This window comes from Aeromonas australiensis (assembly GCF_000819725.1).
Classification (GTDB): domain Bacteria; phylum Pseudomonadota; class Gammaproteobacteria; order Enterobacterales; family Aeromonadaceae; genus Aeromonas; species Aeromonas australiensis.
The window spans coordinates 117,057-141,462 of the sequence record NZ_CDDH01000045.1; the positions used below are offsets into that span (position 1 = coordinate 117,057).

Genomic DNA, 24,406 nt, shown 5'->3' on the forward strand with positions numbered 1-24,406 from the left:
CTTATGATCCCCAGCAATCATGGCGATTGGCCGCGCGATAACCGGTCTGATCGAGGGTCAGAGTGCCGCACTCATCCTGTTGTCGCGTCGTTGGAATGGCTTTGAGCAGGTAGTCGCCAGCATCTTGCTGGCTGTAGCTGAACTGGTAGAAATCCGTGCTGGAAGGGGTGGCAAACGTGTCGGGATAACGGCCCTGTTGGGTATAGATACGTTCGAGGGCGAGTGCCTGCTCCAGCAGTTGCTGCTGCGCTTCGTAACGACGTCCCTGTTGCAGATAACCCTGATACGCTGGCAACGCGATGGCGGCGAGAATGCTGACAACCGTCATGGCGATCAACAACTCGATCAGACTAAACCCCCGGCAATGGGACCACGCCTTAAAGTCGTTCACTTATCATCCTTGGCAAGTGTTGTTATTGGTCGGCCTAAGGCCGCAGATGTGATGACTTAATAATCACAAAAAATTAACTGACTCAATTGAACAACACAAAATCGTCACACTCAATGTAAAAAAGATAGTTATGTGATCTGTTATTAATTTTTAAGCCATTTTCGCCGCCACTAATCTCGCTAAGCAAATAAAGCTAGGCCAATCGTGCCGACGACCCGTCCGTTATGCGCCCTTCTGTCGAGCCGAGATACATGGACAACAACGGAGCGAAGAGTGAAACCCGGCCGTGCAATGAAAGAGTAAAAAAAACCTTTGGCCAATTTTTGCTATCCCTGTCCGTTTCTGGCTAGTCACGGCCCCCGAGCCCCCTTACTCTTTTGCCATCTATTCCAGCAAAGCCGCCAACACCATGAATGCAAAGCCAAGCCCGGAGTCGTCACAAAATGAGGTGATCAACACCCTCAGCCGCGAACAGTGTCACGCTGCACGGCTCGCCCGCGACGCTCGCTTTGATGGCCGCTTCTTTACTGGCGTCATCTCAACCGGCATCTACTGCCGACCGGTCTGCCCGGCACGGCCGCCGCACGTGCACAATGTGCGCTACTTCCAAAGCGCCGCGGCCGCCGAGCAGTATGGACTGCGACCCTGCCTGCGCTGCCGCCCTGAGCTGGCTCCCGCCGCCCGTGGCGATCTGCCGGTTGAGCTGGCACGGCTGCTGGCACGCATCGATCGCGGCGAGCTGGCGGAAGGCACGCTCGCCAAACTGGCCACTGAGGCCGGGATCAGCGAACGCACCCTGCGCCGCCAGTTCGAGCAGCACCTCGGTGCCTCACCAAAACAGGTGGAGCAGACGCGCCGCCTGCTACTCGCGAAACGACTGCTGACTGAAACCGGGCTGCCCATTACCGACATCGCGTTTGCCGCTGGCTTTGCCAGCATCCGCCGCTTCAATGACGCCTGGCTCAACGCCTACGGACTGGCCCCGCGCACCCTTCGCCAGCAGGAAGGTTGTGACGATATGGCCGATCACAGTGCTTCAGGCCAACGTGGGGCGACTCTGACACTGCAACTGCCCTACCGCCCTCCGTATGACGTGGCGGCCATGCTGGCGTTCTATCGGCTGCGGGCGATCCCCGGGCTGGAGCGGGTGGATGGTGAGGTGTATGAGCGGCGCTACCGGGTCGGCGATCAGGTCGCACTGGTGCGCATCGCGCAGGGCAAGAGGCATAGCCTGCAACTCACCGTGCATGACCTGCCGCTCGCGGCACTGCCGGATCTGCTCTACCGGGTGCGCCGGATGTGGGATCTCGATGCCGATATGCAGCGCATCGGCGATCTGCTCGGTCAGGATCCGCTGCTCGCCCGCTTGCAGGGGCGCTGGCCCGGCGTGCGGCTGCCGGGTGGCTGGGACGAATACGAGGTGATGCTGCGCGCCATCGTCGGCCAACAGGTCTCGGTCAAGGGAGCCATCACCATACTCGGGCGACTGGTGGCGCGCACCGAGGCGCAATACGGGGTGGCGCAACTACCGACCCCCGCCCAGTTGTGCGAACTCGATCTCGACGGCATCGGCATGCCTGGCAGCCGCATTCGCACCATGCGGGGCGTGGCGCAGGCACTGGCCAGCGGCGAACTGCCCCTCACGACAGCCAGTGATGACCAGTTGCTGGCACTACCGGGCATAGGCCCCTGGACGGTCTCTTACTGGCGGCTGCGCTGCGGGCTGGATACCGATGCTTTTCCCGCCTCCGATCTGGTGCTGCAAAAGGCACTAGGAGGCGGTGCCAAGCTGCCGGTGAAAGAGGTGTTGGCGCAAAGCGCAGCATGGCAGCCGTGGCGCAGCTATGCGGCCAGCTGGCTGTGGCACGCCATGAGCGAAGCGCCCGATTTGCTGCTCCGTGCCACCAGCAACGAACAACAGCCAGATACCCAACAACAGGAGATAACACCATGATCCGCTACGATATCCTGCCGACCCGCTGCGGCGATCTGCTGGTTGCCATCAATGAATCCGGTCTGGTACACGTGGACTTTGTGGCGGGCCTGCGAGCACTGCCCGATATAAGTGGCTGGCAGCAAGATCACGAGACTCTGGCCCCCTTCCTCGCCGAATTTGACGCCTATTTTGCCGGTCGCTTGCAGCGCTTCTCCCTGCCCCTTGCCGCCCGTGGTACCGCCTTTCAGCAGGAGGTGTGGCAAGCATTGTGCGACATCCCCTACGGCGAGACCCGCAGCTACAGCGATATTGCCCGCGCCATCGGCAAACCCGATGCGGTGCGGGCGGTGGGTGCGGCGAATGGCCGCAATCCGCTCTCGATCATCGTTCCCTGCCATCGGGTGATCGGCCAGAACGGCAGCCTGACCGGCTATGCGGGGGGATTGGAGATTAAAAAAGCGCTGCTGGCACTGGAATCAGCTCGGTTTCCATTGTGACAATCCCTTGAGAGAAATAACCACATGGACAGGTAAAGGACTCGATCGCAGTGGAACCTTTTTTACATGAAAGCTGTTAGTTGAATTGGCTAAAGCCCAGAAAGATCGAAATCAACTTCGTAAAGCTTTCTTTTTGCACAGATGAACTGACCATTCTCAATGGCGCGAACATTTGACAGACTCCATGCCCAATAACCTGATTCCCAACCACTTGAACAGGCGGCAACGACCTCATTAGGCTGCCACTCATGAATCTCCTCAATATCAACGATCGCAACGGCCCTACCATAGGGGTCAATTGGCATGTCGCGAGATAAAAATACTGAGTTTTCAACAATCAAAAGATCGCGAATAGGGAGGTATTGAGGGCACCATGAGCGCACCTCCAACGTTTTCTTTCCTGAGGCTATATTTGCCCCATGCGGACTCACTATCGAAAGTGCGAGCATCAATACGTCCTTGTATTTTCCTGCCATGGTAAGAGCCAGCGTAAGGATGGGTAACATCTCTCAAGCCATTCAATGAGTTATATTGCCATTTGACAATATACTTGTCAGTCACCGCTTCAGGCTGCCCATCACATGCATTTCGCAGCGGTTGCAGTCAAAACGCAGGCGGAAGGTATCTTTACCCATCTTGAGCTCCAGCGGCTCGGCCTTGAGGCCCGGCACCTCGTTCGGGCAGAGGTTCTGGCTATAGCGGATGCAGTGCTTGGTGATCATCAGCACCACTTCCCGCTCCTCCTTGTTCGCCTCATAGGCGGGAGCGATGCGCTCCACCCCGTGTTCGCGGAAGAACTGCTCGGCGGCGCTGTTCAGCACGTTGCCAAGGTAGGAGAGGCGGTGCTGGGGATAGTTGATATCCCGCAGGGCGATACGTCTCTCGGGGCGCTGGTAGCTGGCCACCCGCGCCGCCTCGAGCGCGGCGATACCATCCCGGCGCAAACCGTTGAGCTGTGATGCGGCGATAAATAGCGGCCTCGTTACTGCCAACTCAATCTTGCGGGCCACAAACAGGGTATTGCCGAGTTTACCGAGCTGATCCCGCGCCTGTTGCAGCGCCCGCTCCGGATTATCCGCAGGCTGTTTGTCGCAAGGCAAAGTCACCGCGGCACTGATGCCCTGCTCGTCGGTGAGGGTGAGGCTCACGCCCTCATCGCACTCTGCCAGCACCATATCGACCCGGATGCGGCGATCCGCGCTCGCCTTCTCCAGTATCTTGCTGAACGCCTGATCGTGGTTGCGGTAGATTTCGGTCCCCACCTTTAGCCCCGGCATGCGTTCTGACAGGAGTAACTGCTTACCTTCTACTTTGTTGAGGCGCATCCCCACCAGCTCGTTGTTCGGCTTGAAGAAGCCCAAACCGTCACCGTTGTTGAGGGTGACCTGTTTGCCGTCAATCTCGATACCGTCACGGGTCACCTTGGTGACACGCCCCAGCGGCTCACCCACATATTTCGGGCTCTTGGTGGAGTCGATCCCCTGCTGGCGGCCATGGAGGAAGTAGTCTGTGCTGCCGCGGTTGAAGCTCTTCTTGGGGTCTGGTGTGAAGCTGTAGCTGCAACGACCCGCAGAGGCGGCAACCAAATCGGAGCGGCTATCCAGAATGGCGTCGAGCTTCTGGCGATACCAGGCGGTAACGTTCTTGACGTAGTCGAGTCCCTTGAGTCGCCCTTCAATCTTGAAGGAGCGGATCCCCGCCTCGATCAAGGCCTCCAGGTTGTCGGTCTGATCCATATCCTTGAGTGACAGCAGGTGGCTGTCGGCCACCAGCACTTCACCATCCGGCTTTTGCAGCGAGCAGGGCAGACGGCAGAACTGGGCACACTCGCCGCGATTGGCACTGCGGCCGGTACGGGCATGGCTGATATTGCACTGGCCGCTGTAGGAGACACAGAGCGCACCGTGGATAAAAAACTCCAACTGCACATTGGTCGCTGCACTGATCTCGCGGATCTGCGCAAGAGACAGTTCGCGCGCCAGCACCACCTGAGAGAAACCCACATCCTGCAGAAACTTCACCTTCTGTGGCGTGCGGTTGTCGGTCTGGGTACTGGCATGGAGCGCGATGGGAGGCAAATCCAGCGCCAGCAGTCCCATATCCTGCACGATGAGCGCATCGGCACCGGCTTCGTAGATCTGGTGGGTCAGCCGCCGGGCCTGCTCCAGCTCATGATCGTGCAGCAGGGTGTTGAAAGCGACAAAGACCTGGGCGCCGAAACGGTGGGCGTGGCGCGCCAGCGCCTCGATATCCTCGATGGAGTTGCCCGCCGCACTGCGGGCGCCAAAGGCTGGGCCACCCATATAGACGGCATCGGCACCATGGTTGATGGCTTCTATGCCGTAGGCGAGGTTCTTGGCCGGAGCCAGCAGCTCCAACCGGTTATTGTGGCTTAAAGGGTGCTTGTTCTGGTGCATGGTCTCGGGATCAGGGCGGACAGCAAATGGGCGCTACTCTAGCCCATTCACCACCCGCATGCCTTGATCCCGCTTAAGGTATCCGCAAAATGCAGGATTAGATAACCACCTTGAGTGCCAGCCCGAGCAGCACCAGCCCGCTCACCTTGTCGATGACAAAGGATTTGGCTTTAAGCCACGCCAGCACGGGCCCGCGCGAGAGCACCAGCGCCACCAGCACGTACCAGACGGCATCGATCCCGCCCGCGGTGAGCATCATGATGCCCCCTTCGCTCCAGCCGGTATCGGCCCGCACAAACTGGCTGAACAGGGCGATGAAGAAGACCGCCAGCTGGGGATTGAGGAAGGCAACCATAAAACCTTCAAAGGCCCCCTGCCGACCGCGCAGTTGATGCACCTCTTCATTCGCTTCACTACTGGCAGGCTTTGCCAGCAGGGCTTTCACCCCGAGCCAGGCAAGAAATGCGGCGCCGCCGTAGCGGATCAGATCAAACAGGAGCGGAGTCTGGGTGATCAGAATGGAGAGGCCAAGCGCGGTGACCAGCGCATAGATACCAACCCCGAAGCCATGACCTAGCGCAGTGGCGACACCATGCCCCTGCCCGCCCTGCACCGTGTTGCGGATGATCAGCGCCAGACTCGGCCCCGGGCTGATGGCCCCCATCACGCAGATTGCGGCCAGTGCCAGCCAACTCGTCAGTTCCATGCTTTTCCTCTTTTATGCTCAATATGATGACCTGCACTCAGGGTACGGGCTGAGCCATTATGCCAGTAGTGAAAGTTATGAATAGATTCCATAACCAATGGCTATGGCACTACACAACTGACTGCGGCTAACCGCCGAGACCGAGCAGCTTGCGACTCTCGCCGACGGTACGTTGCAGGTGATCCCGCAGGAATGGGTAGGCCAGCTCGCGAAACCAGCGGTGGGCCGGATCCTGATGGTGGCGCTGATGCCACAGCAGATGATACTGCTGGTCGCGGGTAGCAAATGGCAGATCGACAAAGGTGAGCTCATGGCCGCAGGAGAGCTGCCAGGCGATATGGGCCGGGGTGGTCATCAGGCAATCGGTGCGTAGCAACACCTCCACCGCCGCCTGAAAGAAGGGCACCCGGGCAAACCAGCGCCGACTCACTCCCTGCGGCGCCAACACCTGCTCAACCGGGCTGTCCTTGTCGCCTCCCCCGCTCACCTGCAGGTGAGGCCAGGCGAGATAGTCATCGAGACTCAGCCCCTTGCCTGCCAGCGGATGGTGACGTCCCATCAGCACCGCCAGCCGATCTTCCCCCTGATGCAGACCGCGGATCTGCTCCGGTACCTGCTCGGTGATGGTAGAGACCAGATCCAGCTCGGACTGCCACAACTGCGGCAGCTGACGTTTGTCCCACAGGCTGTACTCCAGCGCCGCCAACGGCGCCTCGTTGGCGAGCGCGGCACAGATATCGGGCAGGATATGCTGGGCCACATAATCGGAGGAGGCGAGCCGAAATACCCGCTCGCAGCGGCTCGGGTCAAATCCGGGCGCCTCGTAGAGCCGCTCCAGCGCACCGAGAGAATCCGCCAGCTGGGCGGCCAACAGTTCGGCCCGTGGCGTCAGCAGCCAGCGTTGCCCCTCCCGCACCAGCAACTCGTCGTCAAACTCGCTGCGCAACTGGGCAAGCTGCTTGCTGATAGAGGGCTGACTCAGGTGCAACAGCTCGGCGGCGCGGCTGATATTGCGGGTCTCCAGCAGCACCTTGAGGGTCGGCAACAAGTTGAGATTGGCTCTGAGCAAGGAGATACCCTCATCGGTGGTAAAACGCCTATCTTAGGGCAGAGGAGTCCCGCGTTTTAAGCAAAATTTCCAGCCATGCTCAGCACGTTGCGACCCTTTCCTGCTAGATGGCGCAGCCACTTGCCCAGCACATAACCATGACCACAAGATGACAGTGGTTGTCTCGTACGGCATAATTGCACGATTTTCCGCCCGCGGGCGATCCACTTTGAGAAGCGGTAACAAGATGAAATACGCCAATATCACCGGCTGGGGCAAATGCCTGCCTCCCTCCGTGCTGACCAACGACGACCTCAGCACCATCATGGATACGTCAGACGAGTGGATCTATCCGCGCACCGGCATCAAGGCCCGCCGGATCTCCCACGTCAGTACCTCGGATCTCGCCACCCTGGCCGGTCGCCGCGCACTGGCCTGCGCCGGTCTGGAAGCGAGCGATCTCGATGGCATCATCCTGGCCACCGCCACCCCGGACAACCTGCTGCCAAGCGCTGCATCTGCGGTGCAGAAGAAACTGGGCGCCGTCAACGCCGCCGTGTTCGACCTCAACGCGGCCTGCACCGGTTTCGTCTACTCCCTCTCCGTCGCCACCTCGCTGGTGCAGACCGGGATGATGAAGAAGGTGCTGGTGATTGGCGCCGAGCGCCTCACCTACCTGCTGGACTGGGCACGCCGCGATACCGCCGTGCTGTTTGGCGATGGTGCCGGTGCCGTGGTGATCGAGGCGAGCGAGCAGGAGTGTGGCCTGATCGCCAACAAACTGGGCTGTGACAGCGAAGCGCGGGAGATCCTGCACGTTCCGAACTTCGGTACCGATCGGGTGCGTTTTGCCGATATCGATGGGCTGTTCACCTTCAACTTCGAAGGGCCGGAGATCTTCAAACGCGCCGTGCGCGGCATGGGTGAAGCCACCAGCACTGTGCTGGCTCAGGCCGGTATTGCACCGGAGCAGGTCGACCTGATCGTGCCGCACCAAGCCAATATCCGCATCATCGAGACCCTCGCCAAACGGATGAATGCGCCGATGGAGAAGGTGATGGTCAACATCGAAAATTACGGCAACACCTCCGCTGCCACTGTGCCCATCGCCCTGTGTGAAGCGCTGGAGCAGGGGCGCGTAAAGCCGAACTCCTATCTGCTGACCGCCGCTTTCGGTGCCGGCCTGACCTGGGGCGCCGCCATCATCAAGTGGGGCGATCGCGTCACCCCCATCAAGGTGTGCGACGCCGAACTGCCCCCCTGTGGTCAAAGTGCGCTGGAGCTGATTGCCCACGCAGTGGAAGGTTGCCAGAAGGCTCACGCCAACGAGGCGTGATCCTCATCAGGAGCCTGGATCCTCAGGCTCCTTCTCTCCTGTTCATCCCCACCTGGCTCTGCCCCCCAGTTCGCAAGCCGCCATCTTCACCAAATCCGTTTCCTCACGCACCTATAAGCACCATAAAAAAGTCCGGCTCCCCAAGGGGAGCCGGACTTTTTACATCAACCGGAACCGATCCGGTATCAGGCGAGCAGATTACTCTGCAGCAGGCGCTTCTTCAGCGGCCGGAGTGGCGTTAGCAGCCGCTTCGGTCGGGGCGTTAGCTTCCTTGATGGAGAGACGTACCCGGCCCTGACGGTCCACTTCCAGTACCTTCACCTTGACCACGTCACCGATGGTCAGGTGGTCAGCCACGTTCTGTACGCGCGCATCGGTGATCTGGGAGATGTGTACCAGACCATCTTTGCCCGGCAGAATGTTGACGAATGCACCGAAATCGGCCAGACGAACAACTTTACCTTCATAGATGCGGTTCACTTCGATCTCGGCAGTGATGGCCTCGATGCGACGAATCGCTTCCATGGCAGCTTCGTTGGCCACGGCGGAGATACGTACAGTACCGTCATCATCCAGCTCGATGTTGGTGCCGGTCTCTTCGGTCAGCGCACGGATCACGGAACCACCCTTACCGATCACGTCCTTGATCTTCTCAGGATTGATCTTGATGGTGTGGATACGCGGTGCGAAATCGGAGATCTGGGCACGGGGAGCCTGGATGGCTTCATCCATCACTTTCAGGATGTGCAGACGAGCGCCACGAGCTTGCTTCAGCGCAATCTCCATGATCTCTTTGGTGATGCCTTCGATCTTGATGTCCATCTGCAGCGCGGTCACACCTTCGGTGGTACCGGCTACTTTGAAGTCCATGTCGCCCAGATGATCTTCGTCACCCAGAATGTCGGACAGCACGACGAAACCTTCTTCTTCCTTCACCAGGCCCATGGCGATACCGGCAACGGAGGCCTTGATCGGCACACCGGCATCCATCAGCGCCAGAGAGGAACCACAGACAGACGCCATGGAGGAGGAACCGTTGGACTCGGTGATTTCAGAGACCACGCGCACCACGTACGGGAACTCGGCGGCGCTCGGCATTACGGCAGCAACACCGCGCTTGGCCAGACGGCCGTGACCGATTTCACGACGCTTCGGGCTACCCATCATGCCGGTCTCACCGACGCAGTATGGCGGGAAGTTGTAGTGCAGCATGAAGCGATCGGCACGGTTGCCGGTCAGCTCGTCGATGTTCTGGGCATCACGCTCGGTACCCAGAGTGGCGACCACGATGGCCTGGGTTTCACCACGGGTGAACAGGGCAGAACCGTGGGCACGGGGCAGAATACCGGTACCTACGCTCAGGGCGCGGATCATTTCCGGGTCACGACCATCGATACGCGGCTCACCACGTACTACGCGGCCACGAACAATGCGGCTTTCCAGGCTGTGGAACTCTTCGCCGATCTTCTTGGCATCTTCTTCTACGCCGGAGGCGATAACTTGCTCAACCACACGACCCTTGATGGCAGCGATGGTTTCGTAACGAACAGCCTTCTCGGTGATGCGGTAGGCTTCACCCAGCTCGGCGCTCGCCAGCTCGGCAACCTTGGCTTTCAGCGCTTCGTTGACGGCAGGAGCAGTCCAGTCCCACGGCTTGGTACCGACAGCAGCAGCAAACTCGTTGATCGCATTGATCACAGTCTGCATCTGGTCATGACCGTATACCACGGCGCCCAGCATTACCTCTTCGGAGAGGATGGCCGCTTCGGACTCAACCATCAGTACCGCGTTGGCAGTGCCGGCAACTACCAGGTCCAGATCGCTCTGCGGCAGCTCGGTAGTGGTCGGGTTCAGCACATACTGACCATTCATGTAACCCACGCGAGCAGCGCCGATCGGGCCGCCAAACGGGATACCGGAGATAGCCAGTGCAGCAGAGGCACCGATCATGGCAACGATGTCGGGAGATACGGCCGGATTCACGGACATGACGGTGGCAACCACCTGAACCTCATTGAGGAAGCCTTCCGGGAACAGCGGACGAATAGGACGGTCGATCAGACGGGAGATGAGGGTCTCGCCTTCGCTCGGACGGCCTTCACGACGGAAGAAACCACCCGGGATACGACCAGCAGCATAGGTACGCTCCTGGTAGTTGACGGTCAGCGGGAAGAAATCACGGCCGTGATCGGCCTCTTTCTTACCGACTACGGTCACAAATACGCAGGTATCGTCCATGCTGACCATAACGGCCGCAGTGGCTTGACGGGCCATCACACCGGTTTCCAGAGTGACGGTGTGTTGACCGTACTGGAATGACTTTACAATAGGATTCACGTGAATTTCCTTTTTACAATTTGGCTCTTTAAATTCGCGCACAAGTATACTTGATTCGATGCAAAAGGTAAGCGGCGACGCGAATTCTGTGAGGCAGGCAATAGCTTGAAGCACAATAAAAAAGGGGAACCTGACGGTTCCCCTTTTTTGCGAAATCTGATGGTCGATTAACGACGCAGACCCAGCTTGGCGATCAGAGCAGCGTAACGCTGAACATCTTTACGCTTCAGGTAGTCCAGCAGCTTACGACGCTGGGAAACCATGCGCAGCAGACCGCGACGACCGTGGTGGTCCTTGGAGTGCTCTTTGAAGTGACCTTGCAGATGGTTGATCTGGGCGGTCAGCAGGGCAACTTGCACTTCGGGGGAACCGGTGTCGTTGGCGCAACGGGCGTTATCAGCAACGATTTGAGCTTTGATCTCAGCATTTAGAGACATGTGTGTACTCCAATAGAGTGTTTAAAGGTTCACAGCCAATCTCTAATTCAGCCGTGAAATGAGGGCGGTATCATAATCGTCCAGAACACTTTACGCAATCAGAAAGCGTCTGGATACCGCCCGAGGATCACTCCTCGTCACGATCATCGTGATAACGCACCAGTCGCTTGGGGGCGACCCGGCCATCATCATCGATCTCGCCAACCCCGATGAACTCGCGCTCCGAGCCGACCGTCATGCGAACCTGACCGCTTTGCGGCGCACCCGCCACCTGTACGGCCTGCCCCTGATTCACATAGGCAGCCACGACGGCCAGCATGTTCACCTCGGGCAGGGATGCAACGGCGGTATCCATTGGCAGCAGCAGAGGATCCAGCTGCTCGCGCGGCGGAATACTCTCGGCCTTGGCCTGCTCGAAGATGCACTCGAGTTGCTCCAGAGTCAGCATCCGTTCATACGGGTAGCTAGCCACCTGGGTACGGCGCAGTTGGGTAACGTGAGCACCACAGCCCAGTACTTCACCCAGATCATCCACCAGCGAGCGAATATAAGTACCCTTGCTACAGTGCACTTCGAGGCGCACTTCATCCCCTTCAAAGCTCAGCAGTTTGAGCTCGAAGATGGTGATGGGGCGGGCTTCCCGCTCGATCTCGATACCTTCACGGGCATATTCGTAGAGCGGACGACCATTGTGCTTGAGGGCAGAGTACATGGATGGTACCTGCATGATGGGGCCACGGAACTGGTCCAGTGCCTCGATCAGCGTACCGACAGCCACGTTCACCGGACGAGTGGAGACCACTTCACCGTCGGAGTCGCTGGTGTTGGTGCGCTCACCCAGCTTGGCAGTCACCTCATAGCGCTTGTCCGCATCCAGCAGATATTGGGAGAACTTGGTGGCTTCCCCCAGGCAAATGGGCAACATGCCGGTTGCCAGCGGGTCCAGGGCGCCGGTATGGCCGGCCTTGGCGGCGTTGTAGATCCGCTTGACCTTCTGCAACACATCGTTGGAGGTCAGTCCGGTTGGCTTGTCCAGCAGCAGAATGCCGTGTACGTCACGCCCCTTGAAACGACGTCTACGAGACATCTCAGGCTTTATCCTCTGTATCATCCGCAGCGACATCAGCATCGTCTTCACGGCCGGATTCGGCCATGCGACGCTTGTCTTCGCGGATGGTGTTGGTCACCAGATTGGAGAGGCGCATCCCCTCGACCAGGGTCTGGTCATAGAAGAAACGCAGTTCGGGCACTACACGCAAACGCATCGCGCTGCCCAGCAGGCTGCGAATGTAGCCTGCGGCTTCGGTCAGCGCCTTGAGCCCTTCCTTGATACGCTCGGCATCATTTTCCAACTGCAAGAAGGTGACATACACCTTGGCATAATTGAGGTCACGGGACACTTCCACATCGGAAACGGTCACCATGCCGATGCGCGGGTCTTTCACCTCACGCTGCAGAATAAGCGCGATTTCACGCTGGATCTGCTGTCCGACCCGACGGGTCCGGCTGAATTCTTTAGGCATATTCTATCCTGCGATAAAAGGGGGCCGCGGCCCCCTATTTCACTCTGACTCCAGGTTTACAGAGTACGTTGGATTTCAACGGTCTCATAAACTTCGATCTGGTCGCCTTCGCGCACGTCGTTGTAGTTCTTGACTGCGATACCACACTCGTAGCCGTTGCGAACCTCGTTGACGTCATCCTTGAAGCGACGCAGGGATTCCAGCTCGCCTTCATAGATAACCACGTTGTCACGCAGAACGCGAATACGGTTGGAACGCTTGACCACACCTTCGGTAACCATACAGCCGGCAACCGCGCCGAACTTCGGCGACTTGAAGACGCTACGCACTTCAGCCAGACCGATGATCTCCTGACGATACTCAGGGGCCAGCTTGCCGCTCATGGCCTGCTTCACTTCGTCGATCAGGTCATAGATGACGGAGTAATAACGCAGATCCAGGCTCTCGGATTCGATGACCTTGCGTGCAGAAGCATCGGCACGGACGTTGAAGCCCACCAGGATGGCGCTGGAAGCTGCTGCCAGGGTCGCGTCGGTTTCGGTGATACCACCTACGCCGGAACCCACGATCTTCACCTTCACTTCGTCGGTAGAGAGCTTGACCAGCGCATCGCAGATCGCTTCCACAGAACCCTGTACGTCGGCCTTGATCACCACGTTCACTTCGGACACTTCGCCCTCAGTCATGTTGGCGAACATGTTTTCCAGCTTGGCCTTCTGCTGGCGAGCCAGCTTGACTTCGCGGAACTTGCCCTGACGGTAGAGCGCCACTTCACGGGCTTTCTTCTCGTCACGGACAACGGTGGCTTCGTCACCAGCAGAGGGAACACCGGACAGACCCAGGATTTCCACCGGCAGCGACGGACCTGCAGCCTTAATCTCGCGACCCAGTTCATCACGCATGGCACGAACACGGCCGTACTCCAGGCCACACAGAACGATGTCACCCTGACGCAGGGTACCTTCTTGTACCAGCACGGTCGCAACCGGACCACGACCTTTATCCAGGAAAGATTCGATCACGACACCGTTGGCCATGCCATCAACGACCGCTTTCAGCTCGAGCACTTCAGACTGGATCAGAATGGCTTCCAGCAGATCGTCGATACCCTGGCCGGATTTGGCAGATACGTGCACGAACTGGCAGTCTCCACCCCAATCTTCGGACATGACGTTGTAACGGGCCAGTTCGGTCTTGACGCGATCAGGATCCGCTTCCGGCTTGTCAATCTTGTTGACCGCAACAACTAGCGGCACACCGGCAGCCTTGGCGTGCTGGATCGCTTCGATGGTTTGCGGCATCACGCCGTCGTCAGCTGCAACAACCAGCACCACGATATCGGTCGCCTTGGCACCACGAGCACGCATGGAGGTAAATGCAGCGTGACCCGGGGTATCCAGGAAGGTGATCATGCCACTGTCGGTCTGAACGTGGTAAGCACCGATGTGCTGGGTAATACCACCGGCTTCGCCAGCGGCAACCTTGGCTTTACGGATATAGTCGAGCAGCGAGGTCTTACCGTGGTCAACGTGACCCATGATGGTCACGACCGGGGCACGCGGCTTGGCTTCAGAGGTTTCGTCACGATCGTTCAGTACCGCCTCTTCCAGCTCATTCTCACGACGCAGTACAACCTTGTGACCCATCTCCTCGGCGACCAGTTGAGCAGTCTCCTGGTCGATCACCTGGTTGATGGTGGCCATGGCGCCCATCTTCATCATCGCCTTGATGACTTCAACGCCCTTGACGGCCATCTTGTTGGCCAGTTCGGCCACAGTGATGGTCTCACCGATAACCACGTCGCGGTTGACCACTGCGGCCGGCTTGTTAAAGCCGTGCTTCATGGCATTCGGCATAGCGACCTTGCCACGTTTCCCCTTGCGGGCACGCGGGTCACGGGAGTTGCGGTCATTGCGATCATCGTCGCGGCGACCAGCTTTCTTCGGTGCCTTGGCAGCAGCGGCAGTGCGGCGGCTACTCTCTTCTTTCCGATCCAACTCGTCTTCTGCAGCTTGTGCATGCTTGTTAGTGGTCAGATGGTAGTCGCTGCTCTCTTTGGCACGAGCGGCCTCTTCTTCAGCCCAACGGGCTGCGTTCTGTTCCGCCATGAGACGAGCCTCTTCGGCTTTCTTCGCGGCGAGTTCTTCAGCTTTTTGCAAAGCTGTTTGTTCCTGTTGGCGCTTCAGTTCTTCTGCTTCGCGCTTGGCCATCTTTTCTGCCTCTTGCTGAGCTGTGCTACTGGCTGCTTTGGCGGGCTGTTGAGCCTGTCGAGCCTTCTGTTGTGCCTCGATCCGCGCCTTTTCCTCAGCTTCACGACGAGCCTGCTCAGCCTCACGGCGAGCCTTCTCTTCAACTTCGAGGCGAGCCTTCTCTTCGGCTTCGCGACGAGCTGTTTCTTCTGCTTCCAAACGCGCTGTTTCCTCGGCTTCCGCCTGGCGCTGTTCTTCTTCCAGCGCCGAGCGTCTTACATAGGTGCGAGACTTGCGAACTTCTACCTGCACTTCTTTATTCTTGCCGCCAGTCCCTTGCACACTGATGGTGCTCTTGGTCTTGCGCTGTAAAGTCATGCGAGCAGGAGCGGTGATCTCATCACCCCCATGCTGTTTCTTCAGGTGTGCCAGCAGAGCCTGCTTCTCGGACTCGCTGACCATGTCGTCGGCCTTGCTCTTGCTGATACCGGCATCGACAAATTGCTGGAGAAGACGATCAACCGGTGTGTCGATGTCAGTGGCAAGTTGTTTGACTGATACTTCTGCCATTCATTTTCCTCCGCTTGATCTTAACTAGACTGCTCTTCTCCGAACCAACAGATATTGCGAGCAGCCATAATGAGCTCACCCGCCTTCTCGGCAGTCAGCCCTTCAATACCAGCAAGGTCATCAATACCTTGCTCAGCCAAATCTTCCAGGGTACCCACACCGCGGCCCGCCAAAGCGTAAGCCAGTTCACGGCTCAGACCGTTCAGAGTAAGCAGCTCTTCGGACGGCTCAACACCATCAAAAGACTCCTCTTTGGCCAGCGCCTGGGTAGTCAGGGCATCTTTGGCACGCTTGCGCAGCTCTTCGACCATATCTTCATCCAGACCATCGATAGCCAGCAGCTCGTTGACCGGAACGAATGCGATCTCTTCCAAAGTGGAGAAACCCTCTTCCATCAGCAAGCTGGCGAAATCATCATCGATATCCAGGGTGCTGGTGAACAGGTTCATGATGCGGTCGTTTTCTGCCTGGTGCTTGGCACGCATGTCCTCAACGGTCATCACGTTCAGCTCCCAACCGGTCAGCTGAGAGGCCAGACGCACGTTCTGACCATTACGGCCGATGGCCTGCGCCAGGTTGGCCGCTTCCACGGCGATATCCATGGTGTGGTTGTCTTCATCAACAATGATGGAGGCCACATCGGCAGGCGCCATGGCATTGATCACGTACTGGGCCGGATTGTCATCGAACAGCACGATATCTGCACGCTCACCGCTCAGTTCGGCAGAGACCGCTTGCACACGGGCACCACGCATACCGATACAGGCACCGATCGGATCGATACGACGATCGTTGGTCTTCACCGCGATCTTGGCGCGGGAACCCGGATCACGGGCAGCACCCATGATTTCGATCATCTCTTCACCGATCTCCGGTACTTCGATGCGGAACAGCTCTTTCAGGAAATCAGGGCTGGAGCGGCTGACGAACAGCTGGGAACCGCGGGCTTCCGGACGCACCGCATAGAGCAGGCCACGGACACGATCGCCTGGACGGAAGGTTTCGCGGGGCAGCATGTCATCACGGAAGATCACGGCTTCGGCATTGCTGCCCAGATCTAGGATCACGTTGTCGCGGTTGCTCTTCTTGACCACGCCACTGATGATGGTGCCTTCTTTGTCCTTGAACTGGTCAACGACTTGTGAACGCTCGGCTTCGCGCACTTTCTGCACGATAACCTGCTTGGCAGTCTGAGTGGTGATACGGTCAAAGGTCACCGAGTCGATCTGATCTTCAACATACTCACCGATCTGGATTTCCGGCTGCTCGATCTGGGCGGCCTCCAGAGTAATTTCGGCGTAGGGGTTCTCCATTGCGGCTTGATCCGCAATGACGACCCAACGGCGATAAGTGTCGTAGTCACCGGTCTTGCGATCGATTTCGACCCGAACTTCAATCTCGCCTTCATATTTCTTCTTGGTCGCAGTCGCCAGCGCAGTCTCCAGAGCCTGGAAAATCTTCTCGCGGGGCACCGCCTTCTCGTTGGACACTGCGTCAACGACCAGCAAAATCTCTTTATTCATATCCGATAGCCTCGTTAACCAAAGTTCGGCACAATGTTTGCTTTTTGGATATTGGTGAAAGCCAACACTTCGTCCTTACCATCTACCGTCAGAGTGATCATGTCGCCCTGAACGGCTTTGATTACGCCTTTGAACTTGCGGCGGTTGTTTGTTGCCATCCGAAGCGTTACCGCCGCCTCTTGGCCAACGTATTTTTCGAACTGGGCAACCTTGAACAGAGGGCGATCCAGACCCGGGGAAGATACCTCGAGGTAATACTCCTCGGTGATGGGATCTTCAACATCCATGATGGCGCCAACCTGGTGGCTAACCTCAGCACAGTTCTCAACGGTCACGCCCTGCTCGCCGTCAATGTAGACGCGCAAGGTGGAGTGTTTACCCGCACGGATAAACTCGATACCCCAAAGTTCAAAACCCAAGGCAACCACCGGAGCCTCGAGCAGATCGGTCAAACGTTGTTCCAACGTAGCCAAAGTCACCCTCCGAAAAACAAAAAAAGGGCATAAAGCCCAGATAGATATCGATTCAGAGTAAATTGCACATAACAAAAAGCCCCGATGTCAAATCGGGGCTTGGCGCTTTACCCTGATTGTCGCCTCGCAGCGACCGCCTTCCTGAGCGTAGGAAATGCGTGAAATTTGGTTGCGGGGGCCGGATTTGAACCGACGACCTTCGGGTTATGAGCCCGACGAGCTACCATGCTGCTCCACCCCGCGTCCGAAATCGTGCGAGATTATAGCCATTTCACTCTCTCGATACAAGACTGACTGGCTATAATACACTCGGCTACCCGAGCTCACTACTTAATTGGTGCCGTGGGCGGGACTCGAACCCGCACACCCTAGAGCACTACCCCCTCAAGATAGCGTGTCTACCAATTCCACCACCACGGCAAAACTCACTTACTGTGGAACGTCAGTATCTTTGTTTACTGGCGTTTTGCTCTGCTCAACCTGTTGGGTTTGTTGCAGATTTTCCCACTCACTACCCTGTTTTACCTTGTTGCTGGACATAGAGCCAAGCACCAAGCTAATAACGAAAAACAGAGTAGCCAAAATTGCTGTTGTTCGGGTCAGGAAACTGCCTGATCCACCGGAGCCGAATACTGTGTTCGATGCCCCTGCGCCGAAGGAGGCGCCCATATCAGCCCCTTTACCTTGCTGAATCATCACCAGACCAATCAGAGCCAGTGAAACCAGCAGATAAACGACTAAAAGAATCTCGTACATTTAACTTGCACCCTTTGCCGCTTCAACAATTCCTAAAAACGCATCGCTATCGAGGCTTGCTCCGCCAATCAGTCCGCCATCAATGTCGGGCTGGGCAAACAAATCTCTCGCGTTGCTCGGCGTTACGCTCCCACCATAGATGATTCTAACTTTCTCACCTATTACCGGAGTATCCTCCGCCAAGCGACCACGTATAAAGGAATGAACCTCTTGTGCCTGCTCGGGTGTGGCGCATTTACCTGTACCTACAGCCCAAATCGGCTCGTAGGCGATGATAGCATTATCGAAAGCCATCGCGCCATTTTTCTCTATGACGATATCCAGCTCTTCAGCGATCACCTCGAAGGCTCTTCTCGCCTGCCTCGCCGCACCTGATTCACCTAAACAGAGGATGGGAATCAAGCCTGCCGCTCTGGCTGCCGCAAACTTCTCTGCGACGATAAAACTGGTCTCACCAAAGAGACGCCTGCGCTCGGAGTGCCCTACCAATACGTAACGACACCCTGCCTCAACCAGCATCTGACACGAGATTTCTCCCGTGTAAGCACCAGTTGCGTGCTGACTCACATTCTGAGCCCCCAACTTTATTGCTTTCTGCTCATTGAGCAGTGAAGCACTAAAGTCGAGATGCACATGGGAAGGGCAGAGAACCACATCTACTTTTCCGTCAACGCCGTTCAGGCACTGACTCGTAAACTGCTCTAACTGCGACCTACTACCGTGCAACTTCCAGTTGGCTGCTACAAACGGCTTGCGATGTCCCATCGGCAACTCCCTTGCGAAAGCGGGGCTGATAATATCCAGAGGATGCTCAGCTGACAAGTGCTATTTTTAAATTTTTGAATCGATTGAACAAGATACAACCAGGGCGGCTAAAAAGCCGCCCTGGTTGTTCATTAAAACGCCGATTCAACCTGCTTGGCGATGCGCTGAGCCATGTCACGCACCTGCTGTTCATGCTCCCCTTCGACCATGACCCGGATCAGCGGTTCGGTACCTGATTTACGCAACAGTACACGACCACGACCAGCCAGCTCCTGTTCCACCTTGGCAACCTCAGCCATGACAGCATCAGCGGCCAGCGGATCCTTGCCTTCGGCAAAACGCACATTCACCAAAACTTGCGGGAACTTGCTCATGCCGGAGCGCAGCTTGGCCAGCGGCATCTCGGCACAACGCATAGCGGTGAGCACCTGCAAAGCAGCCACGATGCCATCCCCGGTGGTAGTCTGATCCAGACAGATAATGTGACCAGAGTTCTCGCCACCGATGCGCCAGCCCTTCTCTTCCATCATCTCCAACACGTAGCGGTCACCCACCTTGGCACGAGCAAACGGAATCCCCAGAGTTTGCAGCGCCAGCTCCAGACCCATGTTGGCCATCAGGGTGCCGACGACACCGCCTTTGAGGCGACCGTTGCGCAGGGCATCGCGGGCGATGATGTAGAGGATCTCGTCGCCATCGATAAGATAACCGGTGTGATCCACCATGATCAGACGGTCGCCATCACCATCAAAGGCAACCCCCAAATCGGCCTTGCACTCCAGCACCTTGGCAACCAGTGCGTCAGGCGCAGTCGAACCGACACCATCGTTAATATTGAGGCCATCCGGGGCACAGCCCATGGTGATCACTTCGGCGCCCAGCTCGCGGAATACCGATGGCGCAATGTGGTAAGTAGCACCATGGCCGCAATCCACCACCATTTTCACCCCTTCCAAATTCATGTGAGAAGGAAAGGTGCTCTTGCAGAATTCGATATAGCGGCCAGCTGCATCATCAATGCGCACCGCTTTGCCAAGCTCGGCAGACTCGACACACTTGAGCTCGTGATCCAGTTCGGCCTCGATAGCCAGCTCGACATCATCGGGCAGCTTGGTACCATCGGCAGAGAAAAACTTGATGCCATTATCGTAAAAGGGGTTGTGGGAGGCACTGATGACGATGCCGGCCTCGGCACGGAAGGTGCGAGTCAGGTAGGCGACCGCCGGTGTGGGCATGGGCCCCATCAAAATGGCTTTGAGGCCTGCCGCAGAGAGCCCGGCCTCCAGTGCAGACTCCAGCATATAGCCAGAGATGCGGGTATCTTTGCCAATCAACACCTTTTTGGTGCCCTTCTTGGAGAGCACCTTGCCGGCCGCCCAACCTAGTTTCATCACGAAATCAGGAGTGATCGGATATTCGCCAACTTTGCCGCGCACACCATCGGTACCGAAATACTTTCTTGCCATTGTCTGTTCTCTTTATTATCTGGAAATAAAATCTTGTCCCGTCATTGCCTGCCAGCCGACGCGCAATACATCCATGGTCTCCCTTACATCGTGCACTCTGATGATGCGGGCCCCATGCTGCATACCGATAAGGGCACATGCCAGGCTGCCCGCCAGACGCTCCTCCACAGGACGGCCCAGCAGGTTGCCTATCATAGACTTTCGCGACATCCCCACCAATAGCGGTAAGCCATAATCAAGTAGCGTCTTCTGAGCCGCCAACAGCTGATAGTTGTGCGCCAGAGTCTTGCCAAAGCCATATCCCGGATCCAGCAACAGCTCTTCGCGCTTGATCCCGACCGCCAGACAAGCCGCAATGCGTTCATCAAAAAAGGCGCGCACCTCCCCGATCAGGTCGTCATAGTGGGGCTCGACCTGCATGGTTCTCGGCTGCCCCTGCATATGCATCAGGCAGACAGGGACGGCAGCCTCGGCCGCTGCCTGCAGTGCTCCCGGCTCTTGCAGTGCCCGCACGTCGTTGATCAGATGGGCACCGACCTTGCAGCCCTCCCGCATCACTGCCGCTTTGGAAGTATCGAGGGAGATCATCACCTCCAGTTCGGCAGCCATCCGCTCAACCACGGGGATGACCCTGTCCAGCTCCTCCTGCTCACTCACATCAGGCGCACCAGGGCGGGTTGACTCGCCACCAATGTCGATAAGGGTCGCACCCTCAGAGACCATCTGCCGCGCATGGGCCATTGCCCGTTCAAACTGGTTGAAATGGCCACCATCGGAGAAAGAGTCGGGCGTCACATTGAGGATCCCCATCACCTGGGGACGATCGAGAGAAAGGCTGAGCCCCTTGCTGGTTAACTGCATTTTCACGTCCATCTGATAAAGAAAAACCCCGGGCAAGCCCGGGGTTTGGAGAGTTACGATTATTTGGCCGGCGCGTCGTTGGCTTTGTCGATAGTGACATCCGCCACCGGTGCCGCCTCATCGGCCGGCTTGGCCTCGGCAGCCACAGTGGAACCGCCTTGCGGCGTATCACCATGCTCGTCATGCCAGTTGCTCGGAGCACGAACCTCGCGACGAGCCATCAGATCATCGATCTGTTTGGCATCGATAGTCTCGTACTTCATCAGCGCATCTTTCATGCTGTGTAACACATCCATGTTATCCAGCAGGATCTGCTTGGCACGATCATAGTTACGATCAATCACCTGCTTCACTTCTGCATCAATGACACGAGCAGTATCGTCGGACATATGCTTGGCTTTGGCCATGCTGCGACCGAGGAATACCTCGCCATCTTCTTCCGCGTAGAGCATGGGGCCAAGACGCTCGGACATACCCCACTGGGTCACCATCTTGCGGGCGATGTCGGTCGCACGCTCAATATCGTTGGAAGCACCGGTCGATACTTTCTCGGCGCCGTAGATCAGCTCTTCTGCCAGACGACCGCCGTACAGGCTGGAGATCATCGACTCCAGATGCTGCTTGGAGTGGCTCCAGCGATCCTGCTCCGGCAGATACATGGTCACACCCAGCGCACGACCGCGAGGAATAATAGAGACCTTGTAAACCGGATCATGATCAGGCACCACACGACCGATAATGGCGTGACCGGCTTCATGATATGCAGTCATCTCTTTCTCGGACTCTTTCATCACCATGGAGCGGCGTTCTGCCCCCATCATGATCTTGTCCTTGGCCTTCTCAAACTCGGCCATAGAGACCACCCGGCGGCTCTCGCGGGCAGAGAAGAGGGCGGCTTCGTTGACCAGGTTGGCCAAATCCGCGCCGGAGAAACCGGGAGTGCCACGGGCAATCAGCGCCGGATTGACGTCATCCGCCAACGGAACTTTACGCATGTGCACTTTCAGGATCTGCTCGCGACCACGAACATCCGGCAGACCGACCACGACCTGACGGTCGAAACGGCCCGGACGCAGCAATGCCGGATCCAGTACATCAGGACGGTTAGTCGCCGCGATGACGATAATGCCTTCGTTGCCCTCAAAGCCATCCATCTCAACCAGCATCTGGTTCAGAGTCTGCTCACGCTCATCGTGACCACCGCCCAAACCGGCCCCACGCTGGCGACCGACCGCATCAATTTCATCGATGAAGATGATACAGGGAGAAGACTTCTTGGCCTGCTCAAACATATCGCGTACCCGAGAGGCACCGACCCCTACGAACATCTCGACGAAATCGGAACCCGAAATGGTGAAGAAAGGCACCTTTGCCTCCCCCGCAATAGCCTTGGCCAGCAAGGTTTTACCAGTACCGGGAGGACCAACCAGCAGCACACCGGTCGGGATCTTGCCACCCAGTTTCTGGAATTTGCTCGGGTCGCGCAGATAGTCGACCAGCTCTTTCACCTCTTCCTTGGCTTCGTCACAACCGGCGACATCGGCGAAGGTCGTCTTGATCTGATCTTCGCTCATCAGGCGAGCCTTGCTCTTGCCGAACGACATGGCACCCTTGCCACCGCCACCCTGCATCTGACGCATGAAGAAGACCCAGACACCGATCAGCAGCAGCATCGGGAACCAGGAGATGAAGATAGAGGTCAACAGAGACGGCTCTTCCGGCTTCTCGCCCATCACTTTGACATTGTGATTGAGCATATCATTGAGCAGCTGGGGATCCGGCGCAGGGATAATAGTGGTGAACCGTTCACCAGTACGCTTGACGCCATTAATGACCTTACCGTCCATCCGCACTTCACGGATCTGATCTTGGGTCACCTCTTTAACGAAGCTGGAATAGTCCAGCTGGCGACTGGTGGTATCGCTGGGGCTGAAGCTATTGAACACCGACATCAACACGACGGCGATGACCAGCCACAGGATTAAGTTTTTCGCCATGTCACTCAAATCAGTAACCTCGCAGACTGACAGTTAACGATGAAGGTTAGGGTACTACAGTTTAAAACCAGTAGCCACAATGTAGACTTCCCGTGAACGAGCGCGGGATGAGTCTGGTTTACGAATTTTGACAGCTGAGAAAAGTTGACGAATTTCATTGAGATAAGCATCAAAGCCCTCTCCCTGAAACACCTTCACCACGAAACTGCCGTTACTGCGCAACACCTGATTACACATGTCCAGTGCCAGCTCGACCAGATACATGGCACGCGCCTGATCTACCTGCTGGGTACCGCTCATGTTGGGTGCCATATCAGACATCACCACATCGACCTTGTCGGGACCGACTCGTTCCAGCAAGGCTGAAAGCACAGTTTCCTCTCGAAAGTCCCCTTGCAGGAAATCGACACCAGCAATGGGATCCATCGGCAGAATATCACATGCGATGACGCGACCCGAATCACCAACCTGTTCAACCGCGAACTGGGACCAACCACCAGGGGCTGCCCCCAAATCCACTACAGTCATGCCATGTTTCAGCAAGCGATCCTTGCCCTGGATCTCGTCAATCTTGAAAACAGCACGAGAACGCAGGCCCATTTTCTGGGCTTTTTTGACGTATTGATCGTCGAAATGTTCTTTTAACCAGCGAGTTGAACTGGGGGAACGTTTTTTCTGGGTCATGATAATCGACTTTAAAAAACCACAAGGGTTATTAGTATTAAGGGCTAAGTGGGGGTAGAATACGCCCCTTTCAACCCTGACTTATGAAGAAATTGCGATGATTCTCAACAATAAACAGAAACAGTACCTCAAGGGCCTTGCCCATAGCCTCAAGCCTGTCGTCCTGCTGGGTCAGCATGGTCTGACTGAAGGTGTACTGGCGGAGATCGATCTGGCACTGAACCATCACGAGCTGATCAAGGTTAAGGTTGCCTCTGAAGATCGCGAGATGAAACAACTGGTTATGGATGCTATCGTCCGTGAAACCGGTTCAATCAAGGTGCAAAGCATGGGCCATGTGCTGACCATTTACCGTCAAGCCAACGAACCCAAAATCCAGCTGCCCCGCAAGTAACAGGAAAGAGCATCGCTCTTTCCTTATTCCACTTCTTCCCGAGTCGCTTGCCAAAGTAGTCGCAAAGCCCTTAACCTGCGATGAATACTTCCGGACACGC

The 24,406-nt window shown here is 57.1% G+C and carries 22 protein-coding genes and 2 tRNA genes; 4 read left to right on the plus strand and 20 right to left on the minus strand.

Annotation, left to right across the window (positions count from 1 at the left end):
- Position 1 precedes the first annotated feature (1 nt).
- Positions 2-391, minus strand: coding sequence for a type IV pilin protein (locus BN1117_RS06125; protein WP_040095732.1), 390 nt, complete (start codon positions 389-391; stop codon positions 2-4).
- A gap of 409 nt (positions 392-800) precedes the next feature.
- Here BN1117_RS06125 and BN1117_RS06130 point away from each other — a divergent pair, with 409 nt between their 5' ends.
- The gene (locus BN1117_RS06130) at positions 801-2,345 is read left to right on the plus strand and encodes an AlkA N-terminal domain-containing protein (RefSeq protein WP_040095734.1); all 1,545 of its coding nucleotides are present in this window, start codon (positions 801-803) and stop codon (positions 2,343-2,345) included.
- Positions 2,342-2,824 (plus strand): methylated-DNA--[protein]-cysteine S-methyltransferase, encoded by a 483-nt coding sequence (locus tag BN1117_RS06135; RefSeq protein ID WP_040095737.1) that lies wholly within the window; start codon positions 2,342-2,344, stop codon positions 2,822-2,824. Before BN1117_RS06130 ends, BN1117_RS06135 begins: the two co-directional genes overlap by 4 nt.
- An 89-nt stretch (positions 2,825-2,913) precedes the next feature.
- On the opposite strand, the gene BN1117_RS06140 is transcribed toward BN1117_RS06135, so the two are convergent.
- The 4 genes from BN1117_RS06140 to BN1117_RS06155 all read right to left on the minus strand — a co-directional run bounded on the left by BN1117_RS06140 (position 2,914) and on the right by BN1117_RS06155 (position 7,016).
- Complete coding sequence (locus BN1117_RS06140; RefSeq protein ID WP_244463518.1) at positions 2,914-3,330, minus strand: ASCH domain-containing protein; 417 nt, start codon at positions 3,328-3,330, stop codon at positions 2,914-2,916.
- 51 nt (positions 3,331-3,381) lie between these two features.
- Positions 3,382-5,241, minus strand: coding sequence for a peptidase U32 family protein (locus BN1117_RS06145; protein ID WP_040095738.1), 1,860 nt, complete (start codon positions 5,239-5,241; stop codon positions 3,382-3,384).
- 97 nt (positions 5,242-5,338) lie between these two features.
- Entirely contained in the window at positions 5,339-5,947 is a 609-nt protein-coding gene (locus tag BN1117_RS06150) for a LysE family translocator (RefSeq protein ID WP_040095740.1), read from the minus strand.
- A 127-nt stretch (positions 5,948-6,074) separates the two neighbouring features.
- Positions 6,075-7,016 (minus strand): LysR family transcriptional regulator, encoded by a 942-nt coding sequence (locus BN1117_RS06155; protein ID WP_040095741.1) that lies wholly within the window; start codon positions 7,014-7,016, stop codon positions 6,075-6,077.
- Between the two features lie 226 nt (positions 7,017-7,242).
- Here BN1117_RS06155 and BN1117_RS06160 point away from each other — a divergent pair, with 226 nt between their 5' ends.
- Positions 7,243-8,331 (plus strand): ketoacyl-ACP synthase III, encoded by a 1,089-nt coding sequence (locus tag BN1117_RS06160; RefSeq protein WP_040095743.1) that lies wholly within the window; start codon positions 7,243-7,245, stop codon positions 8,329-8,331.
- Positions 8,332-8,529: 198 nt separating this feature from the next.
- Here BN1117_RS06160 and pnp read toward each other — a convergent pair whose 3' ends face one another.
- The 15 genes from pnp to rlmE all read right to left on the minus strand — a co-directional run bounded on the left by pnp (position 8,530) and on the right by rlmE (position 23,912).
- The gene (gene pnp, locus BN1117_RS06165) at positions 8,530-10,668 is read right to left on the minus strand and encodes a polyribonucleotide nucleotidyltransferase (protein WP_040095744.1); all 2,139 of its coding nucleotides are present in this window, start codon (positions 10,666-10,668) and stop codon (positions 8,530-8,532) included.
- A 167-nt stretch (positions 10,669-10,835) separates the two neighbouring features.
- Entirely contained in the window at positions 10,836-11,105 is a 270-nt protein-coding gene (gene rpsO / locus BN1117_RS06170; protein ID WP_005298162.1) for a 30S ribosomal protein S15, read from the minus strand.
- A gap of 127 nt (positions 11,106-11,232) precedes the next feature.
- Positions 11,233-12,192, minus strand: a complete 960-nt coding sequence (gene truB, locus BN1117_RS06175; protein WP_040095746.1) for a tRNA pseudouridine(55) synthase TruB — start codon at positions 12,190-12,192, stop codon at positions 11,233-11,235.
- Between the two features lies 1 nt (position 12,193).
- The gene (rbfA, locus tag BN1117_RS06180; protein WP_040095748.1) at positions 12,194-12,628 is read right to left on the minus strand and encodes a 30S ribosome-binding factor RbfA; all 435 of its coding nucleotides are present in this window, start codon (positions 12,626-12,628) and stop codon (positions 12,194-12,196) included.
- Between the two features lie 56 nt (positions 12,629-12,684).
- The gene (gene infB / locus BN1117_RS06185) at positions 12,685-15,387 is read right to left on the minus strand and encodes a translation initiation factor IF-2 (protein ID WP_040095750.1); all 2,703 of its coding nucleotides are present in this window, start codon (positions 15,385-15,387) and stop codon (positions 12,685-12,687) included.
- A gap of 20 nt (positions 15,388-15,407) precedes the next feature.
- A complete protein-coding gene (nusA, locus tag BN1117_RS06190) occupies positions 15,408-16,910 on the minus strand; it encodes a transcription termination factor NusA (protein WP_040095752.1) in 1,503 nt (500 codons plus the stop codon).
- A 14-nt stretch (positions 16,911-16,924) separates the two neighbouring features.
- Positions 16,925-17,383: a ribosome maturation factor RimP gene (rimP, locus tag BN1117_RS06195; RefSeq protein WP_005343544.1), complete on the minus strand. Its 459-nt coding sequence runs from the start codon at positions 17,381-17,383 to the stop codon at positions 16,925-16,927.
- 166 nt (positions 17,384-17,549) lie between these two features.
- Positions 17,550-17,626, minus strand: a tRNA-Met gene (locus tag BN1117_RS06200).
- A 92-nt stretch (positions 17,627-17,718) separates the two neighbouring features.
- A tRNA-Leu gene (locus tag BN1117_RS06205) sits at positions 17,719-17,803 on the minus strand.
- 9 nt (positions 17,804-17,812) lie between these two features.
- A complete protein-coding gene (secG, locus tag BN1117_RS06210; protein ID WP_040095754.1) occupies positions 17,813-18,139 on the minus strand; it encodes a preprotein translocase subunit SecG in 327 nt (108 codons plus the stop codon).
- Positions 18,140-18,904 carry a triose-phosphate isomerase gene (tpiA, locus tag BN1117_RS06215; protein ID WP_040095756.1) on the minus strand — a complete coding sequence of 255 codons (765 nt, stop codon included), beginning with the start codon at positions 18,902-18,904 and terminating at the stop codon, positions 18,140-18,142.
- Positions 18,905-19,035: 131 nt separating this feature from the next.
- Entirely contained in the window at positions 19,036-20,370 is a 1,335-nt protein-coding gene (gene glmM, locus BN1117_RS06220) for a phosphoglucosamine mutase (protein ID WP_040095758.1), read from the minus strand.
- Between the two features lie 15 nt (positions 20,371-20,385).
- Positions 20,386-21,231: a dihydropteroate synthase gene (folP, locus tag BN1117_RS06225; protein ID WP_040095760.1), complete on the minus strand. Its 846-nt coding sequence runs from the start codon at positions 21,229-21,231 to the stop codon at positions 20,386-20,388.
- A 59-nt stretch (positions 21,232-21,290) separates the two neighbouring features.
- Complete coding sequence (gene ftsH, locus BN1117_RS06230; protein ID WP_040095761.1) at positions 21,291-23,237, minus strand: ATP-dependent zinc metalloprotease FtsH; 1,947 nt, start codon at positions 23,235-23,237, stop codon at positions 21,291-21,293.
- A 45-nt stretch (positions 23,238-23,282) separates the two neighbouring features.
- Positions 23,283-23,912 carry a 23S rRNA (uridine(2552)-2'-O)-methyltransferase RlmE gene (gene rlmE, locus BN1117_RS06235; RefSeq protein WP_040095763.1) on the minus strand — a complete coding sequence of 210 codons (630 nt, stop codon included), beginning with the start codon at positions 23,910-23,912 and terminating at the stop codon, positions 23,283-23,285.
- A gap of 97 nt (positions 23,913-24,009) precedes the next feature.
- Here rlmE and yhbY point away from each other — a divergent pair, with 97 nt between their 5' ends.
- Positions 24,010-24,306, plus strand: a complete 297-nt coding sequence (yhbY, locus tag BN1117_RS06240) for a ribosome assembly RNA-binding protein YhbY (protein WP_005338829.1) — start codon at positions 24,010-24,012, stop codon at positions 24,304-24,306.
- Positions 24,307-24,406 lie beyond the last annotated feature (100 nt).

What these genes read in the sequence shown, in the direction of transcription:
- truB (WP_040095746.1), bottom strand. Translation starts at nt 12,192, where the DNA reads ATGTCTCGTAGACGTCGTTTCAAGGGGCGTGACGTACACGGCATTCTG.
- secG (WP_040095754.1), bottom strand. Translation starts at nt 18,139, where the DNA reads ATGTACGAGATTCTTTTAGTCGTTTATCTGCTGGTTTCACTGGCTCTG.
- rlmE (WP_040095763.1), bottom strand. Translation starts at nt 23,912, where the DNA reads ATGACCCAGAAAAAACGTTCCCCCAGTTCAACTCGCTGGTTAAAAGAA.
- BN1117_RS06140 (WP_244463518.1), bottom strand. Translation starts at nt 3,330, where the DNA reads ATGTTACCCATCCTTACGCTGGCTCTTACCATGGCAGGAAAATACAAG.
- infB (WP_040095750.1), bottom strand. Translation starts at nt 15,387, where the DNA reads ATGGCAGAAGTATCAGTCAAACAACTTGCCACTGACATCGACACACCG.
- rpsO (WP_005298162.1), bottom strand. Translation starts at nt 11,105, where the DNA reads ATGTCTCTAAATGCTGAGATCAAAGCTCAAATCGTTGCTGATAACGCC.
- tpiA (WP_040095756.1), bottom strand. Translation starts at nt 18,904, where the DNA reads ATGGGACATCGCAAGCCGTTTGTAGCAGCCAACTGGAAGTTGCACGGT.
- nusA (WP_040095752.1), bottom strand. Translation starts at nt 16,910, where the DNA reads ATGAATAAAGAGATTTTGCTGGTCGTTGACGCAGTGTCCAACGAGAAG.
- glmM (WP_040095758.1), bottom strand. Translation starts at nt 20,370, where the DNA reads ATGGCAAGAAAGTATTTCGGTACCGATGGTGTGCGCGGCAAAGTTGGC.
- folP (WP_040095760.1), bottom strand. Translation starts at nt 21,231, where the DNA reads ATGCAGTTAACCAGCAAGGGGCTCAGCCTTTCTCTCGATCGTCCCCAG.
- rbfA (WP_040095748.1), bottom strand. Translation starts at nt 12,628, where the DNA reads ATGCCTAAAGAATTCAGCCGGACCCGTCGGGTCGGACAGCAGATCCAG.
- BN1117_RS06150 (WP_040095740.1), bottom strand. Translation starts at nt 5,947, where the DNA reads ATGGAACTGACGAGTTGGCTGGCACTGGCCGCAATCTGCGTGATGGGG.
- BN1117_RS06135 (WP_040095737.1), top strand. Translation starts at nt 2,342, where the DNA reads ATGATCCGCTACGATATCCTGCCGACCCGCTGCGGCGATCTGCTGGTT.
- BN1117_RS06130 (WP_040095734.1), top strand. Translation starts at nt 801, where the DNA reads ATGAATGCAAAGCCAAGCCCGGAGTCGTCACAAAATGAGGTGATCAAC.
- BN1117_RS06145 (WP_040095738.1), bottom strand. Translation starts at nt 5,241, where the DNA reads ATGCACCAGAACAAGCACCCTTTAAGCCACAATAACCGGTTGGAGCTG.
- yhbY (WP_005338829.1), top strand. Translation starts at nt 24,010, where the DNA reads ATGATTCTCAACAATAAACAGAAACAGTACCTCAAGGGCCTTGCCCAT.
- BN1117_RS06160 (WP_040095743.1), top strand. Translation starts at nt 7,243, where the DNA reads ATGAAATACGCCAATATCACCGGCTGGGGCAAATGCCTGCCTCCCTCC.